Raw genomic sequence first — 14,987 nt, 5'->3', positions numbered from 1 at the left:
TCTATCGATCCTTCGGGTCGAACGCGTCGCGCAGGCCGTCGCCGATGAAAAGCAGGCTGAGCAGCAGGGCGACGAGGAAGCTTGCCGGGAAGATCAGCAGCCAGGGCATGCTTTCCATCGCATCGGTCCCTTCCGCGATCAGCGTGCCGAGCGAGGTCAGCGGTTCCTGCACGCCGAAGCCGAGATAGGAGAGGAAGCTTTCGGTGGCGATGATTTCAGGCACGGTCAGCGCCGCGAAGATGACGACGGGGCCGACGAGGTTCGGGATGATGTGCTTGACAATGATCTTGAACGGCCGCTGCCCGGATGCGCGGGCCGCTTCGATGAATTCGCGATGCTTGATCGACAGCGTCTGGCCGCGCACGATGCGGGCCATGGTCAGCCATTCCAGCGCGCCGATCGCGGCAAAGAGCAGGTAGACGTTGCGGCCGAAGATCACCATCAGCAGGATGACGAAAAGGATATAGGGAAGCGCGTACATGATGTCGACGAAACGCATCATGATGGCATCGAGCCTGCCGCCGATATAGCCTGAGATCGCGCCATAGAGCACCCCGATGACGACGGAGACGACGGTTGCCGTCAGCGCCACGGCCAGCGAGACGCGGGTGCCGTAGAGCACCCGGGCGAGAAGGTCGCGGCCGTTCGGGTCGGTGCCGAAATAATGGCCGGTCTCGATCGAGGGCGGGATGCGGAAGGCCGCCCAATCCGGGTCCTCGTAGTTGAAGGGAATGAACCAGGGGCCGAGGAAGGCGGCGAGGATCAGGAGCCCCAGGACGGCGATCGAGAGCACGGCGGCCTTGTTGCGCGCCAGGCGACGGAGCGCATCCCTGGTCAGCGAACGGCCTTCGGGCGCCAGACCTTCCGCCTCCAGAAGTTCCTGGGCGAGCAGCTCGCGTTTTGCGGGGTTGAGGATCATCGGTTTCTCACTTTCGGATCGAGCCACGCATAGGCGATATCGACGAGAAGGTTCAGGAATACGATCAGCACCATGTAGAAGATGACCGTACCGAGAACCATGCCGTAATCGCGGTTCAACGCCGCATTGACGAAGTAGCGGCCGATGCCGGGCAATCCGAAGATGCTCTCGACAACGAGCGAGCCGGTGAGAAGGTAGCTTGCTGCCGGTCCGAGATAGGAGACGACAGGCATCAGCGCAGGCTTCAGCGCGTGGCGCATTACCGTCAGCCGCGGGCCGATGCCCTTGGCCTTGGCAGTGCGGATGAAGTTCTGGTTCATCACTTCGATCATCGAGCCGCGGGTTATGCGCGAGATGCGCCCGGCATGGGGCAGGGCCAGAACGACGATCGGCAGGACAAGGAATTTGAGCGAGCCGTCACCCCAGCCGCCAACCGGAAACCAGGCGAGATGGATGCCGAAGATCAATTGCAGGATCGGCGCGATCAGGAAGTTCGGCAGCACGACGCCGATCAGGATGAGGCTGCCGAGAATGTAATCCGGCGCCTTGTTCTGATAGAGCGCCCCGAGACAGCCGACGGTCACGCCGACGAGGATGGCGAGCAGGAAAGCGGCCGTGCCGATCGTGAAGGTATAGGGCAGACCAATCATGATCTGCTGAGCGACGCTAAAATCCTCGCTTGAGAAGGAGGGGCCGAGATCGCCCTTGAGCAGATCTCCGACGTAGAGCAGGTATTGCTGGATCAGCGGCTTGTCGAGATTGTAATGGGCCGCGAGATTTTTGAGGATCACCGGCGGCAATGGCCTTTCGCCATCGAAGGGGCCGCCGGGAGCGAGGCGCAGGACGAAAAACGAGGCTGTCACGGCGATCCACATGACGGGGATCGTCGACAGCAGGCGACGGAGAGCATATTTGATCATGGTCGTGGGCCGGTCCTTCCCGCAGTGTGCGGGAAGGACCGTTTTCCCTTACTCTTTCATCGACAGCCAGCGCGTGCGGTGGATGTCCTGAATGTTGTCGACGAAGCCTTCGATCTTCGGTGAGACGACATTCTTCGAGACATAATAATAGATCGGCAGGGCGGCGGATTCATCAAGCGCCAGCTGCTCGGCCTTCTTGAAGATTTCGGCGCGCTTCTTCAGATCGGTTTCGGCGTTGCCGTCCTTGATCATCTTGTCGTAATCTGGATTGGACCAGCGGCCGTAGTTCATCTGGACGCCTGTCACCAGCAGGTTCAGGAAGTTGTCCGGGTCATTGTAGTCGGCGAGCCAGCCGGCACGGCCGATTTCCACCTGGCCGCGCTGCATCTGGTCGTAATGCACCTTCGTTTCGGCATTGACGAGCTCGACATCGACGCCAAGCGGCTTCCACATGGAAGCGATCGCGACGGCGATGCGCTTGTGATTGTCATTGGTATTGTAGCTGAGGACCGCGTGGAGCGGCTTATCTGGGCCGAAGCCGGCGTCGGCAAGCAGCTTCTTGGCCTCGGCGACCTTGTCCTTGTAAGGCAGATCCTTCCAGCTGACATAGGCCGGCTCGCCGTAGTTGGCAGTGCCTGGCGGAACCCAGGAATAGGCCGGCAGTTCGCCGGTGCCGAGGATCTGTGGGCCGATCACTTCGCGGTTGATCGCCATGGAGAGAGCCTGGCGGACGCGCTTGTCGCTGAAAGGAGGCTTCTGCGAGTTGACGACGTAATAATAGAGGCCGGAGAAGGGCGCGACATGCGCCTGGCCCGGCAGGTTCTTCTTCATCCATTCGTACTGGTCGGTCGGGAAGTCGGTGAGGATATCGAATTCGCCGGCGCGGTAGCGCTTCAGCGCCGCTTCCTGATCTTCGAGCACGAAGAACTTGGCGCCGTCGATCTTCAGATCCTTGGAGCCGTACCACTGGTCGTTCTTGACTGTTGTGACGTGCGATCCGGGAACCCATTCGACCGGCTTATAGGGGCCGTTGGTGACGATGTTGCCGATCTTGACCCAATCCTGGCCCTTCGCCTCGACGACATGCTTCGGCAGCGGATAGGCCGTGTAGTGCATCAGCGCATTGAGGAAATAGGGAGTCGGATTTTCCAGGGTGATTTCGAGGGTCTTGTCGTCGATCGCCTTGACGCCGAGCTGGCTGAGATCGGTGATCTCGCCCTTGTTGATCTTTTCGGCGTTCTTGATGGTGAACTGCAGATAGGCGTAGTCGGCGGCGTTTTTCGGGTCGACGAGGCGCTGGAAGGCGAAGACGAAGTCTCCTGCCGTTACCGGCTGGCCATCGGACCACTTGATGCCGTCGCGAAGCTTGAAGGTGTAGACCTTGCCATCGGGCGAAATCGTCCAGCTTTCGGCTTGGCCGGGGACCGGATTGTCCTTGGCATCCTCGGTGACGAGGCCTTCGAAGATGTCGCCGGCGATGCGATTCTCCCAGTCGCCTGAAAGTTTCTGCGGATCGAGTGACTGCGGGTCGCCACCATTGTGAATGTTGAGCGTCGCCGCTTGAGCCGAAAACGCCAGCAATGTGCCAAGCATTGCGGAGGCGAGAAATTTTTTCGCGAAATGGTTCATCGTGGGTCCACCTTCCTAGGCTTTGCGCCTTTATTAGACATTTGTTCCCGGGTTTGACCTTTTACGTGCAGGTCAGTGCGCACCTTATCGCAAAGGCTTTGCGTTGCAACCCCAAATCCGGAGGCTGGTTTGCGGTTGTGGACAAGCCTATATACGGCTCCCTCTTGTTGGATCGCGACGAAGCGTCGCGGCGGTTTCGGCTCCATTCATAACGGCTTCACGTGGTTGTCTTTTGTTTCGTCCGCTTTAGTGTGTCGAGCGCAAACGAGGCAGGAGATGTAGCCGATGGCATTGCAGGCAGACGGGAATGCGGACTGGTGGCGCGGAGCGGTGATCTATCAGGTCTATCCGCGCTCGTTTCAGGACACCAACAGCGACGGGCTCGGCGATCTGAAAGGGATCACCCGTCGGCTGCCGCATATCGCCAGCCTCGGCGTCGATGCGATCTGGCTTTCACCCTTCTTCAAGTCTCCGATGGCCGACATGGGCTATGACGTCTCCGATTATTGCGATGTCGACCCGATTTTCGGCACGCTCGCCGATTTCGACGAGATGATGGCCGAGGCGCACAGGCTCGACATCAAAGTCATCATCGACCAGGTGATCTCGCACACCTCCGACCGACATCCCTGGTTCGTCGAGAGCCGGGGGAGCCGGAGCAATCCGAAGGCGGACTGGTATGTCTGGGCCGATCCGAAGCCCGATGGGACGGCGCCGAACAACTGGCTGTCGATCTTCGGCGGCCCGGGCTGGGAATGGGATGGCGTGCGCCGGCAATATTACCAGCACAATTTCCTGACTTCGCAGCCCGATCTCAATTTCCACAGCGCAGAAGTGCAGGAGGCGGTGCTGGAGACGGTAAAGTTCTGGCTCGACCGCGGTGTCGACGGCTTCCGGCTGGACACGGTCAACTATTACTTCTGCGACAGAGAGCTCAGAAGCAATCCGCCGCACGAGCCCGATACCAGTGATGGGGGCCTCGATGCGCCCGACACCAATCCTTACGGCATGCAGAACCACCTCTACGACAAGACGCAGCCGGAAAATATCGGCTTCCTCAAGCGCTTTCGGGCGCTGCTCGATCGCTATGAAGATCGCACGACCGTCGGCGAAGTCGGTGACGGTGCTCGCTCGCTGAAGACGGTGGCCGCCTATACGAGCGGCGACGACAAGCTGCACATGTGTTACACCTTCGATCTGCTGGGGCCTGATTTCACCGCCGCGCATATCCGCGGCTGCGTCGAAGCCTTCCAGAAATCGGTGACCGACGGTTGGGTCTGCTGGGCTTTCTCCAATCATGACGTCATGCGCCATGTCAGCCGGTTTGCACTGACCGAGGAGGAGCGGCCGGTTATCGCCAAGCTCGCGATTTCGGTACTTGCGGCGTTGCGCGGTTCGATCTGCCTTTATCAGGGCGAAGAGCTCGGACTAGCGGAAGCGGAGCTTGCCTTCGAGGATCTGCGCGATCCCTACGGCATCCGCTTCTGGCCGGCCTTCAAGGGCCGCGACGGATGCCGCACGCCGATCCCCTGGGAGGCCGGCAAGGCGCATGCGGGCTTCACCTCGGCTGAAAAGAGCTGGCTGCCGGTGCCTTACGAGCAGGCTGCGCTTTCCGTTGATACGCAGGAGGACAGCGACAGCTCGGTACTGCACCACTACCGCCGGACGCTGGCCTTCCGGAAGAGCCACCCCGCGCTGATCGACGGCGAGATGACCTTCATCGGCACCAATCAGGACCTGCTCGCCTTCACCCGCGAAAAGGACGGAGAGAAACTGCTGTTCGTTTTCAATCTGACGCGCAAACCGGCGGAATTCCGCCTGCCTGACGGCATGGCATTCGGAGAGCCCTTGGCCATGCCGGGCTACGAGGCTGTGGACGATGCCGGAACGGTGACGCTTGGGGCGCTGGACGGGTTTTGTGCGCGCGTTGGTGGCCTTTCGAAGCTGCTCGGGAGGGTGCCCGTTGCGAAACCTGTCGAGGGTGAATTGCCGGAGGCCTGGCAGTAAGCATCCCCAACCCCGGCGCTACTCACCCGATAAGCGCGAACTTGTCCACGTCCACCATGCCGCGGTCGGAAATCTTCAGATGCGGGATGACGGGCAGCGGCAGGAAGGCCAGTTGGAGGAAGGGCTCTTCCAGCGTGGCGCCGAGTGCCAAGGCGGCCTGGCGCAGATTGTGCAGCGTGTCGCGCACTGTCTCGTAAGGCTCGATGCTCATCAGGCCGGCGACGGGTAGGGCGATTTCGCCGGTGATCTTGCCGTCCTCAACGACGACGAAGCCGCCCTTGATCTCTCCGAGGCGATTTGCTGCGCGCGCCATGTCGTCCTCGTTGACCCCGACGACGCAGATATTGTGGCTGTCATGGCCGACGGTGGAGGCGATCGCACCCTTCTTCAGGCCGAAGCCTTGGACGAAGCCATTGGCATGATTGCCGTTCTTGCCGTGGCGCTCGATGACGGCGACCTTGATGATGTCGTTGATTAGATCGACCGTCGTCTCGTTGCCCTTGGTCGGCAGGCGGTAGCGGCGATGCTCGGTGATGATCTTGCCGGGCATGACGCCGATGACCGATGTTTCGCCCTCGGCGACCGGCACGCCGAAATGGGCGGCATTGACCGGCCGGGCCTTGACGCTGTCGAGACCGATCGGGGCGACCGGTTTGCGCGTGGCAAAAAGTGCGTCGGTGACACGGCGGCCGGCGGAAAAAACCATCTCTGCACGGCAGCTTTGCAGGCTGTCGAGAACCACGAGATCGGCGCGCCAGCCCGGCGCCACCAGGCCGCGGTCTCTAAGGCCGAAGGCGCGGGCGGCAGAGATCGAGGCGGCGCGGTAGATGGCGAGCGGCTCGACGCCGCTCGCGATCGCGGTGCGAACCATATGATCGAGATGGCCCTGTTCGGCGATATCGAGCGGATTGCGGTCGTCGGTGCAGAGCGCGAGGTAAGGTGAAAGCCGCTCGGTGATGATGGGGATCAGCGCGGCGAGATCCTTGGAGACCGAGCCCTCGCGCACCAGGATGTGCATGCCCTTGCGAATCTTTTCCAGCGCCTCGGTGGCGCTCGTGCACTCATGCTCGGTGCGGATGCCGGCCGAGAGATAGCCGTTGAGGTCGTTGCCGGAAAGAAGCGGCGCGTGGCCGTCGATATGGCCGCCCTGGAAGGCGTCGAGCTTGGCCATGCAGACGGGATCCTTGTGAATCACACCGGGGAAATTCATGAACTCGGCAAGGCCGATCACCTTGGGATGATCGCGGAAGGGCAGCAGGCGCCCGATTGGCAGGTCGGCGCCCGAAGTTTCAAGATGCGTTGCCGGCACGCAAGAGGAGAGCTGGACGCGGATGTCCATGATCGTCTCCAGCGCGGATTTGAGGAAGAATTCGATGCCCTCGGCACCGAGCACATTGGCGATCTCGTGCGGATCGCAGATGGCGGTGGTGACGCCATAGGGCAAGACGCAGCGATCGAATTCATGCGGCGTCACCAGCGAGGATTCGATGTGCAGATGTGTGTCGATGAAGCCGGGAACGACTGTTCTGCCAGATATATCGATCTCGGTCTCGCCCCTATAGTCGCCTGAAGTCCCGACGATGCGGTCGGCGCCGATGGCGATGTCGGAGCGGACGATTTCGCCGGTGACGAGATCAAAGAAGCTGCCGCCCTTCAGCACGATGTCGGCGGGGATACGGCCTACACCCTGGTCGATGAGACGTTCGAGCTTGGTGGTCATGGTCTACCTCTTCGACTGGTTTCTGCTGCTGCTGTGATAAGCGCGGAAAAACTCTTGGTTATATTTCGGGCCGCTTCCGACTTGACCGTGGCAATGCTAGTGAAGCCAGAATACAGATGCTAATTCCCAACTCAAGGTCATGATATGAAAGCAATTATTTCGGCCGCCTGTGCGGCTGTTCTTTTGTTGAGCGGTTGTGAAACGACGAAGACCGCGCAAAATTCGGTTACCTTCAAGACTGACAAATACGGAAAGGTCGCCAGCGTCACGTTGGCAAAGCCGTCTGGAAGCGAGGCTATGGATGCGAGCCTCAAGCGTAGTGTCCTTGCCCAATTCCATACAATCGTTCCAAGACCTCTGCCCGATAGAACCTATAGCCAGCCATTGGTTCTCACTACACCAACCACGCTGGAGGATTACATGCGCGGTGATCTGAAGCGGTGATCTGAAGAAGACGAACTGACGCCCAAATACAAATCGGGCGCCGCAAGGCACCCGATCCTGTTTCACGAGATCCGTGAACTACTCGGCAGCGACGATCTTCCCGCCTTCCCACTTGTAGAGCGAGAAGCTCTGCGAGGTCAGGTCGCCGGTCTCGCCGTAGGTGAGCTTGCCGATGGCGGTCGGAACCTCCATGCCGCCCTTCAGAGCAGCCGCGACGGCTTCGGCATCCTCGGCGCTGCCGGCCTTTTCGATGCCGGCTTTCAGAACTTCCACCGCGGCGTAGGCGTTGAGCGTGAAGGCTTCGGCCGGGATGTTCTTGGCGGTAAGCGCTTCGGCGGCAGCCTTTGAGTCCGGATTCTTGGTGGCATCTGACGCATTGGTGAACAGCGTGCCTGCTGCCGCATCGGTGCCGATCGCCCAGAATTCGGTATTCGAGAGGCCGTCGCCGCCGATGATCATCGCGTTGGCGGAGAGGTCATGCAACTGGCGGGCGAGCAGGCCGCCTTCCGGGTGGTAGCCGCCGAAATAGACGATGTCGACCTTTTCGGACTTGATACGGGTGGTGAGCGCGCTGAAATCCTTGTCGCCAGGTGTGATCGCGTCATTGACGACTTCGGTGATGCCGCCGGCATTCAGCGTCGCCTTGAAGGCGTCGGCAAGACCCTTGCCGTAGGCACCCTTGTCGTTGACGATGGCAATGCGTTTGTCCTTGAAATTCTTCAGCACGTATTTGGCGGCGACTTCGGCCTGCTGATCGTCGCGGCCGCAGGTGCGCAGCACGTTGGCGAGGCCGCGCTTGGTGAGGTCGGGGGCTGTGGCGGTCGGGGTGACCATCAGCACGCCGTTTTCAGCCAAAACATCCGACACGGGGATAGCAACGCCCGATGTCACCGGGCCGACGACAAAGCGGATGCCGTCGCCGACAACCTTGTTGGCGGCGGAAACGCCCTGCTTCGGTTCGCCGGCATCGTCGGCCAGTTCCAGCACGACTTTCTCACCGAGAATGCCGCCCTTCTTGTTGATCTCATCGACGGCAGTCTGAGCGCCGTTCTTCACCTGGTCGCCATAGGCGGCGACGGGGCCGGTCAGCGGCGCGATCAGGCCGATGGTGATATCGGCATGAGCAAGGGGCGCAAAGGCGAGTGACGCGACGAGGGCCGCCGTCAATGTCTTGAGGGTCATTGTCTGTCTCCTTGGATGGGGTCGTCGACCCGCGATGATGTGCCGCGCCGGCTTTCCCGATCATTCAACAGCCTCCAGAGGCTGGGCCAAGGACGACCGGTAACGGTGCGATCAGCGAACCCGCCGGACATGTTTGACTCGGGCAGGGCTCATGGCAAGATTTCTAGAAATTTTGCTGAGCTTGCGCAAGTTCATAACAAAATGGAAGGAAATTCGGCCGTTCCGGCCGAAAATTCAGCCGGAACGGATCATTTCCTTCGGTTTTGCATGGTTTTCAGAGGCGAGGCGGCGAATGGTCACGACCTGCCTCCGGACAAAATCACATCCGTAAGGTTGTCTTTAACTTTCCTATTAACCGATAGTTTGGCCAATGGCAGTAGTATCCAGGAGACCCCGAATACCGCCGCATTGAAACAGAGAACTATACAAAGAATTAGATAGACCTATCGGGAAACAGAGATCTGATGCTCAAGCGTATCGACGCCGGTCAGGTGTGTATCGGAATGTTTGTGGAGGTTATCGAGGGCCTGTGGCAGGATCCGTTTTTGTGCAAGCGCAGATTTTCCCTGCGGCGCGAAGTCGATGCTGCAAGAATTCGTAAATGCGGCACTGCCAGCGTCGTCATCAATACCAGCAAGGGGCTCGATACCAACGGCCTGCCGGGCCGTGACGTCGAGATCGACATTCAGGCCGCGCGAGAGACCGTCCAGAAATCAGTGCAGTTGTTGGAAGAGGCTTTCGCAAAGCTGCGAAACGGCGATGGAGTCAGCATAGATCACGTGGCGCCGGTGATTTCGTCCGTCTCCAAGTCAATGGATGAGAACCCCGCGGTGTTCCTGAGCGTCACGCGCCTGAAATCAAAGGACGAGGTAACCTTTTTGCATTCCATTTCGGTGAGCGCGCTGATGATCCTTTTCAGCCGCCATCTCGCACTCGACGAGCATACAATCCAGATGCTCGGCACCGCGGGTTTGCTGCACGATGTCGGCAAGCTTGAAGTTCCGCTTGAGGTGCTGAACAAGACGGGGCCCCTGGAAAAGGATGAGATCGGCTTACTTCGGGGCCATCCGGAGAAGGGGCACGCGATCCTGTCGCGGCAGGAGGGCATGTCGGACATCGTTCTCGACGTATGCCTCAATCATCACGAACGTATCGACGGCAAAGGCTATCCGCGCAGTTTGCCCGCCAGCGAGGTGAGCCTCCACGCGCGGATGGCCACGATCTGCGATGTGTATGACGCCATTACCTCTGTGCGGCCATATAAGGCGCCGTGGAGTGCCAGCCAGGCACTGAAATGGATGTTCGGCGCCGAGGGGCATTTCGATCGCCAGCTCCTGAAAAAGTTCGCCCTCTGCCTTTCCGTCGCCTCTGTGAGCTGAGGTTTGCATTTTCAGACGAAAAGACCCGCGAGAACATTGTCCATCGCGGGTCTTTGGTAGAGAGCCTCGTGGGCGTCTTCAGATGTTGTTCTGAAGGATGGTCCGCAGCTTGCCGAAGAGCTCGTCGATATGCTGCTTCTCGATGATCAGCGGCGGAGAGAGTGCAATGATGTCGCCGGTGGTGCGGATCAGAAGCCCGCTCTCATAGGCCTTCAGGAAGGCGGTGAAGGCGCGTTTCGTCGGCTCGCCGGCGATCGGGTCGAGTTCGATTGCGCCGATCAGGCCGGTGTTCCTGATGTCGATGACGTTGGGGCAGTCCCTGAGCGAATGCAGCGCGTCGGCCCAATAATCCGAAAGCTCGGCGGCGCGGGTGAGCAGAGCTTCTTCCTTGTAGGTGTCGAGCGTGGCGAGGGCTGCAGCGGAAGCGATCGGGTTGCCGGAATAGGTATAGCCGTGGAAGAACTCGATCATGTGCTCCGGCCCGTTCATGAAGGCGTCGTGGATCTCGGAGGTGACGAACACCGCGCCCATCGGAATGACGCCGTTGGTCAGCCCCTTGGCGGTGGTGATCATGTCGGGCTTGACGTCGTAATATTGCGCGGCGAAGGGGGCGCCGAGACGGCCGAAGCCGGTGATGACTTCGTCGAAGATCAGAAGGATGCCGTGTTTGGTGCAGATCTCGCGCAGCTTCTGCAGGTAGCCCTTCGGCGGAATCAGGACGCCGGTGGAGCCGGCCACCGGCTCGATGATGACGGCGGCGATGGTGGAGGCGTCATGCAGCGTGACGATGCGCTCGAGTTCGCTGGCGATGTCGCCGCCATGCTCAGGCTCGCCGCGGCTGAAGTTATTCTTGCCGGGCTGGTGGGTGTGCGGCATGTGATCGACACCGGTGAGCAGCGTGCCGAACATCTTGCGGTTGGCGACGATGCCGCCGACGGAGATGCCGCCGAAATTGACGCCGTGATAGCCGCGCTCGCGGCCGATCAGGCGGAAACGCGAACCGTTACCTTTCACGCGGTGATAGGCAAGCGCCACCTTGAGGGCAGTCTCGACGGATTCGGAACCGGAATTGGTGTAGAGGACGTGGTTCATGCCTTCCGGAGCGATATCGACCAGGCGGTTCGCCAGTTCGAACGCTTTGGGATGGCCGAGCTGGAAAGCCGGCGCGTAATCGAGTTCGCCCGCCTGTTCGCGGATGGCTTCGGTGATTTTCGGGCGGCAGTGGCCGGCGTTGACGCACCAGAGGCCAGCGGTACCGTCCAACACCTGACGACCGTCATGGGTGGTATAATACATGTCCTTGGCGCCGACGAATAACCGCGGCTCCTTCTTGAACTGGCGATTTGCCGTGAATGGCATCCAGAAGGCACGAAGATCGTTCGGTGCATTGAGGCGGTTGGACATGCTGTTCTCCTGGCCGTTGGCGGCCCGTTCCCGGGGGCTTGTCGCCCGAATTTTTACTGCCCGGTCAAATTATCAGGGCTTCCCAACGCGTCAACGAGAAAAGTCCCGACGAAAAAGCACGACCGGCAAATCGCGAGATTTGCCGGTCGTTTAGAGTTCAGCTGCTGGAATACGTTGCCGAGACTTCCGGTGAGCATTTCCTTCGGCGCGGCAGCGGCCAACGCTTATGTCAGCGCTATCATCAGGCTGCGGATCTGCTTCTGCTCGGAACAAGGTAGATGTCTTCGAGCGTCGTCAGGATCTTCATGACAGGCTCGGAAGTACTCGAATAGTAGATGGTCTGGGCGTCGCGGCGGGTCTTGACCAGCTTCTGCGCGCGCAGTTTCGAAAGGTGCTGTGAAAGCGCCGACTGGCTGAGGCCGACTTGTGTGGCAAGCACGCCGACGGCGACTTCGCCCTTCACCAGGCTGCACAGGATCAGCAATCTTTTGGGATTGGCCATGGCTGACAATAGTGCTGCCGCCACATTCGTGTGGTCAGCCAAATCGGGGGTTTCCATATTGTTATCTTCCTAATGCGAAACGTACATCATCTATCTGGTAAGGGCTGTCTGCCGGAGCCCGCGGCAAAATTAGCAACTGGGCTCGAAGATTGTATATACCTAAATTTAAGGTATCGAGTATGCTATTTTAGATATGTTTGAACAAATGTGATCGGAATCCACAGCGAGCGTTTCGAATTCGCATCGCACCAAAAAGTCGCCGGAAATGATCTCAAAACCCGCCGGATCGATGCCGCAGATGCGCCAAGAAGCCGATTTCGGGGCTTTTAAGCGCGCTGCAAGGGCTTCCGTCACATCGGGATGGCGTTCTACTAAATCTCGCACTGTTTCGGCCGCTTTGGCGGCGATCTCTTCGTTTGCCGGCGACTGGATGATGAGATCTCCTCCGTCGAGATGGTAGGCTCGGCCGAAGCCGGCATTGAGGCTCGCCTGCTCCGGTTTGAGACGGAAGAAGAGGAAATCGGGGAAATCGATATAGAGATTTGCCTTGGGATGGCGATCGAGAAAACGGGTGCGAATGCGCTCGTGGAACCGATGACCATGCTCAATCGGCTCCGCCATGCATTGGGTCGTCAGCCGGCTATGGGCAAGCGGATCGCCCTTGCCGGGCTCACCGGCCAGCAGCGAGGCGCGCGGGTCTCTTGCGAGCGCCTTTGTGTGAGCCGAAAGTTTCGAAACCAGGATGACGGGGGCGCCGTCGATATCGGTGGCGAGGAGGACCCGGCTGGCAAAGGGAAAACCGGTGTCGGGATCGAGAACGGCGATCGCCGCGTACCGTGCGGAGCGCAGCAGCACGCGGGCGAGCCTGCGGGCCTCCTCGTCGGTTTCGCGTAAGGGCGACGGTTGATCTTTCATATCCGCTTTGTGGCAAAGCGGATCGAAAACATCAAGCGTCCTCCTTGCGGCGATGGCGCGTGAGGCCGGCGACGATATCCTGGGCGGTGATGGTGCCGATGACCGTACCGTTTTCCACGATGCCGATGCTGCCCGGCTGGCGGGCGAGCACGTCGAGGACATCGACGAGCGGGGTTGCGGCACGGGCCGTGGCGCTGACGCTCATGCCGGCGGCCGTCTGGCCAAGGCCGGGCTGCATGACGTCGGCGGCGGTCAGCATGTTGATCGGATTGAGGTTCTGCACGAAGTCGGCGACATACTGGTCCGCGGGGTTCTTGACGATGTCGTGCGGTGTTCCGCACTGAATGATCCGGCCGCCCTCCATGATGGCGATGCGGTTGCCGATGCGGAAGGCCTCGTCGAGATCGTGGCTGACGAAGAGAATGGTCTTCTTCAGCCGCCGCTGGAATTCCAGGAGTTCGTCCTGCAGGCGGGTGCGGATCAGCGGGTCGAGCGCCGAGAACGGCTCGTCCATGAGCAGGATCGGGGCGCCGGTGGCAAAGGCGCGGGCAAGGCCGACACGCTGCTGCATGCCGCCTGACAGTTCGTTGACCTTGCGGTTCGCCCATTTCGTCAGGTTGACGAGCTCGAGCTGCTCGCCGACGCGGGCCTTGCGTTCGGCCTCCGGCATGCCGGCGAGTTCGAGACCGAAGCCGACATTTTCGGCGACGGTGCGCCAGGGCAGGAGAGCGAACTGCTGGAACACCATGGAGACGGTGTGGGTGCGCAGTTCGCGCAGCGCCTTGGCATTGCATTTATAAGGGTTGACGAGGCCGGTGGTCGTGGAGACCGCGACGTCGCCGCGCACCACGGGAGCGAGCCCGTTGACGGCGCGCAGCAAGGTCGACTTGCCCGAACCGGAAAGGCCCATCAGCACGAGGATCTCGCCTTCCTCGATCGTCAGCGAGGCATTGGCGACGCCCAGCACCAGGCCGGTCGCGGCGCCGATCTCGTCACGCGTTTTGCCCTGGTCGGCCATGGCAAGGGCGGCTTCCGGCCGATCGCCGAAGATAATGCTGACATCCTTGAAGCTTACCGCGGTCATGCGCCGTCTCCTTCACCCGCCGTGCGGAACATGCGGTCGAGAATGATCGCCAGGATGACGATACAGAGACCGGCTTCGAAGCCTTTTGCGACATTGACGGTGTTCAGCGCACGCACGACCGGCACGCCGAGACCATCGGCGCCGACGAGTGCGGCGATGACCACCATCGACAGCGACAGCATGATGGTCTGGGTGAGGCCCGCCATGATCTGCGGCGCGGCGAAGGGAAGCTCGACCTTGCGCAGCACCTGCATCGGCCGCGCGCCGAAGGCGACGGCGGCTTCGACGAGCGAGGGCGGCGTCGAGATGATGCCGAGGCGCGTCAGCCGGATGGGGGCGGGGATCGCGAAGATGACGGTCGCGATCAGGCCCGGAACCATTCCGAGGCCGAACAGGATCAGCGCCGGGATCAGGTAGACGAATGTCGGAATGGTCTGCATCAGATCAAGTACCGGGCGCATGGCGGCATAGACCCAGGCGCGGCGGGCGGCCGCGATACCGAGTGGAATACCGATCACCATGCTGACGAAGGTGGAGGCGAGCACGAGCGCGAGCGTCTCCGTCGTCTCCTTCCAGTATCCTTGATTCATGATGAGCAGCAGCCCAAGGCAGGTAAATAGCGTGATCGCGATCGACCGCCGCAGCCAGAAGGCGAGTGCGGAAATGACCGCGATGACGATCAGCGGATGCGGCTTTTGCAGCACGAGGAGCAGGCCGTCGATGACGTGCGACAACAGAAAGGCAAGCTGGTTGAAGAACCATTCGCCATTCGAGGTCAGCCAGTCCACGAAGGATTTGGCCAATGGGCCGATGGGAATCTTAGAGTCGGTGATCCAATTCAAGAGCGCGCCTATCCAGAAAAAACTAACAATCGGACAAAAA

At 60.5% G+C, this 14,987-nt stretch carries 13 protein-coding genes; 3 read left to right on the top strand and 10 right to left on the bottom strand.

Annotated features, from left to right (window positions below):
• Nucleotide 1: 1 nt before the first annotated feature.
• From AMK00_RS15765 to AMK00_RS15755, 3 genes are read right to left on the bottom strand one after another with little or no spacing between them, the layout of a single operon-like run.
• Nucleotides 2-919: an ABC transporter permease gene (locus AMK00_RS15765; RefSeq protein ID WP_064695801.1), complete on the bottom strand. Its 918-nt coding sequence runs from the start codon at nucleotides 917-919 to the stop codon at nucleotides 2-4.
• Complete coding sequence (locus AMK00_RS15760) at nucleotides 916-1,839, bottom strand: ABC transporter permease subunit (RefSeq protein WP_064811016.1); 924 nt, start codon at nucleotides 1,837-1,839, stop codon at nucleotides 916-918. The genes AMK00_RS15765 and AMK00_RS15760 overlap by 4 nt, the downstream gene beginning before the upstream one ends.
• Nucleotides 1,840-1,887: 48 nt before the next feature.
• Nucleotides 1,888-3,468, bottom strand: a complete 1,581-nt coding sequence (locus AMK00_RS15755; protein WP_064811015.1) for a peptide ABC transporter substrate-binding protein — start codon at nucleotides 3,466-3,468, stop codon at nucleotides 1,888-1,890.
• A gap of 285 nt (nucleotides 3,469-3,753) precedes the next feature.
• On the opposite strand from AMK00_RS15755, the gene bglA reads away from it, so the two are divergent.
• Nucleotides 3,754-5,475, top strand: a complete 1,722-nt coding sequence (gene bglA / locus AMK00_RS15750) for a beta-galactosidase BglA (protein ID WP_064811014.1) — start codon at nucleotides 3,754-3,756, stop codon at nucleotides 5,473-5,475.
• A gap of 22 nt (nucleotides 5,476-5,497) precedes the next feature.
• Here bglA and ade read toward each other — a convergent pair whose 3' ends face one another.
• Nucleotides 5,498-7,195 (bottom strand): adenine deaminase, encoded by a 1,698-nt coding sequence (gene ade / locus AMK00_RS15745; RefSeq protein WP_064811013.1) that lies wholly within the window; start codon nucleotides 7,193-7,195, stop codon nucleotides 5,498-5,500.
• A 144-nt stretch (nucleotides 7,196-7,339) separates the two neighbouring features.
• On the opposite strand from ade, the gene AMK00_RS30885 reads away from it, so the two are divergent.
• Nucleotides 7,340-7,639, top strand: a complete 300-nt coding sequence (locus tag AMK00_RS30885; protein ID WP_064813938.1) for a TonB C-terminal domain-containing protein — start codon at nucleotides 7,340-7,342, stop codon at nucleotides 7,637-7,639.
• A 78-nt stretch (nucleotides 7,640-7,717) separates the two neighbouring features.
• On the opposite strand, the gene AMK00_RS15740 is transcribed toward AMK00_RS30885, so the two are convergent.
• Entirely contained in the window at nucleotides 7,718-8,821 is a 1,104-nt protein-coding gene (locus tag AMK00_RS15740; RefSeq protein ID WP_064811012.1) for a branched-chain amino acid ABC transporter substrate-binding protein, read from the bottom strand.
• Nucleotides 8,822-9,285: 464 nt separating this feature from the next.
• Between AMK00_RS15740 and AMK00_RS15735 the strand changes: the two genes are divergently transcribed.
• A complete protein-coding gene (locus AMK00_RS15735; RefSeq protein WP_064811011.1) occupies nucleotides 9,286-10,200 on the top strand; it encodes an HD-GYP domain-containing protein in 915 nt (304 codons plus the stop codon).
• Between the two features lie 78 nt (nucleotides 10,201-10,278).
• Here the strand turns inward: AMK00_RS15735 and AMK00_RS15730 are convergent, their stop codons facing one another.
• The 5 genes from AMK00_RS15730 to choW all read right to left on the bottom strand — a co-directional run bounded on the left by AMK00_RS15730 (nucleotide 10,279) and on the right by choW (nucleotide 14,947).
• Nucleotides 10,279-11,604, bottom strand: a complete 1,326-nt coding sequence (locus AMK00_RS15730; RefSeq protein ID WP_064811010.1) for an aspartate aminotransferase family protein — start codon at nucleotides 11,602-11,604, stop codon at nucleotides 10,279-10,281.
• A gap of 241 nt (nucleotides 11,605-11,845) precedes the next feature.
• Nucleotides 11,846-12,163, bottom strand: a complete 318-nt coding sequence (locus AMK00_RS15725; RefSeq protein WP_064811009.1) for an ArsR/SmtB family transcription factor — start codon at nucleotides 12,161-12,163, stop codon at nucleotides 11,846-11,848.
• Nucleotides 12,164-12,271: 108 nt separating this feature from the next.
• Nucleotides 12,272-13,021 (bottom strand): HugZ family pyridoxamine 5'-phosphate oxidase, encoded by a 750-nt coding sequence (locus AMK00_RS15720; protein ID WP_064811008.1) that lies wholly within the window; start codon nucleotides 13,019-13,021, stop codon nucleotides 12,272-12,274.
• A 31-nt stretch (nucleotides 13,022-13,052) separates the two neighbouring features.
• Nucleotides 13,053-14,105: a choline ABC transporter ATP-binding protein gene (gene choV / locus AMK00_RS15715; RefSeq protein WP_064804161.1), complete on the bottom strand. Its 1,053-nt coding sequence runs from the start codon at nucleotides 14,103-14,105 to the stop codon at nucleotides 13,053-13,055.
• Nucleotides 14,102-14,947, bottom strand: coding sequence for a choline ABC transporter permease subunit (gene choW / locus AMK00_RS15710; protein ID WP_011426322.1), 846 nt, complete (start codon nucleotides 14,945-14,947; stop codon nucleotides 14,102-14,104). The genes choV and choW overlap by 4 nt, the downstream gene beginning before the upstream one ends.
• Nucleotides 14,948-14,987: the final 40 nt, after the last annotated feature.

The sequence above is a fragment of the Rhizobium sp. N621 genome (assembly GCF_001664325.1).
GTDB classification, from domain to species: Bacteria; Pseudomonadota; Alphaproteobacteria; order Rhizobiales; family Rhizobiaceae; genus Rhizobium; species Rhizobium esperanzae.
The sequence above is the reverse complement of the archived record's forward strand: the minus strand, read 5'-3'. Positions and strand labels throughout refer to the sequence as shown.

What these genes read in the sequence shown, in the direction of transcription:
- bglA (WP_064811014.1), top strand. Translation starts at nt 3,754, where the DNA reads ATGGCATTGCAGGCAGACGGGAATGCGGACTGGTGGCGCGGAGCGGTG.
- AMK00_RS15725 (WP_064811009.1), bottom strand. Translation starts at nt 12,163, where the DNA reads ATGGAAACCCCCGATTTGGCTGACCACACGAATGTGGCGGCAGCACTA.
- AMK00_RS30885 (WP_064813938.1), top strand. Translation starts at nt 7,340, where the DNA reads ATGAAAGCAATTATTTCGGCCGCCTGTGCGGCTGTTCTTTTGTTGAGC.
- AMK00_RS15740 (WP_064811012.1), bottom strand. Translation starts at nt 8,821, where the DNA reads ATGACCCTCAAGACATTGACGGCGGCCCTCGTCGCGTCACTCGCCTTT.
- AMK00_RS15760 (WP_064811016.1), bottom strand. Translation starts at nt 1,839, where the DNA reads ATGATCAAATATGCTCTCCGTCGCCTGCTGTCGACGATCCCCGTCATG.
- AMK00_RS15720 (WP_064811008.1), bottom strand. Translation starts at nt 13,021, where the DNA reads ATGAAAGATCAACCGTCGCCCTTACGCGAAACCGACGAGGAGGCCCGC.
- AMK00_RS15755 (WP_064811015.1), bottom strand. Translation starts at nt 3,468, where the DNA reads ATGAACCATTTCGCGAAAAAATTTCTCGCCTCCGCAATGCTTGGCACA.
- AMK00_RS15765 (WP_064695801.1), bottom strand. Translation starts at nt 919, where the DNA reads ATGATCCTCAACCCCGCAAAACGCGAGCTGCTCGCCCAGGAACTTCTG.
- AMK00_RS15735 (WP_064811011.1), top strand. Translation starts at nt 9,286, where the DNA reads ATGCTCAAGCGTATCGACGCCGGTCAGGTGTGTATCGGAATGTTTGTG.
- choV (WP_064804161.1), bottom strand. Translation starts at nt 14,105, where the DNA reads ATGACCGCGGTAAGCTTCAAGGATGTCAGCATTATCTTCGGCGATCGG.
- ade (WP_064811013.1), bottom strand. Translation starts at nt 7,195, where the DNA reads ATGACCACCAAGCTCGAACGTCTCATCGACCAGGGTGTAGGCCGTATC.
- AMK00_RS15730 (WP_064811010.1), bottom strand. Translation starts at nt 11,604, where the DNA reads ATGTCCAACCGCCTCAATGCACCGAACGATCTTCGTGCCTTCTGGATG.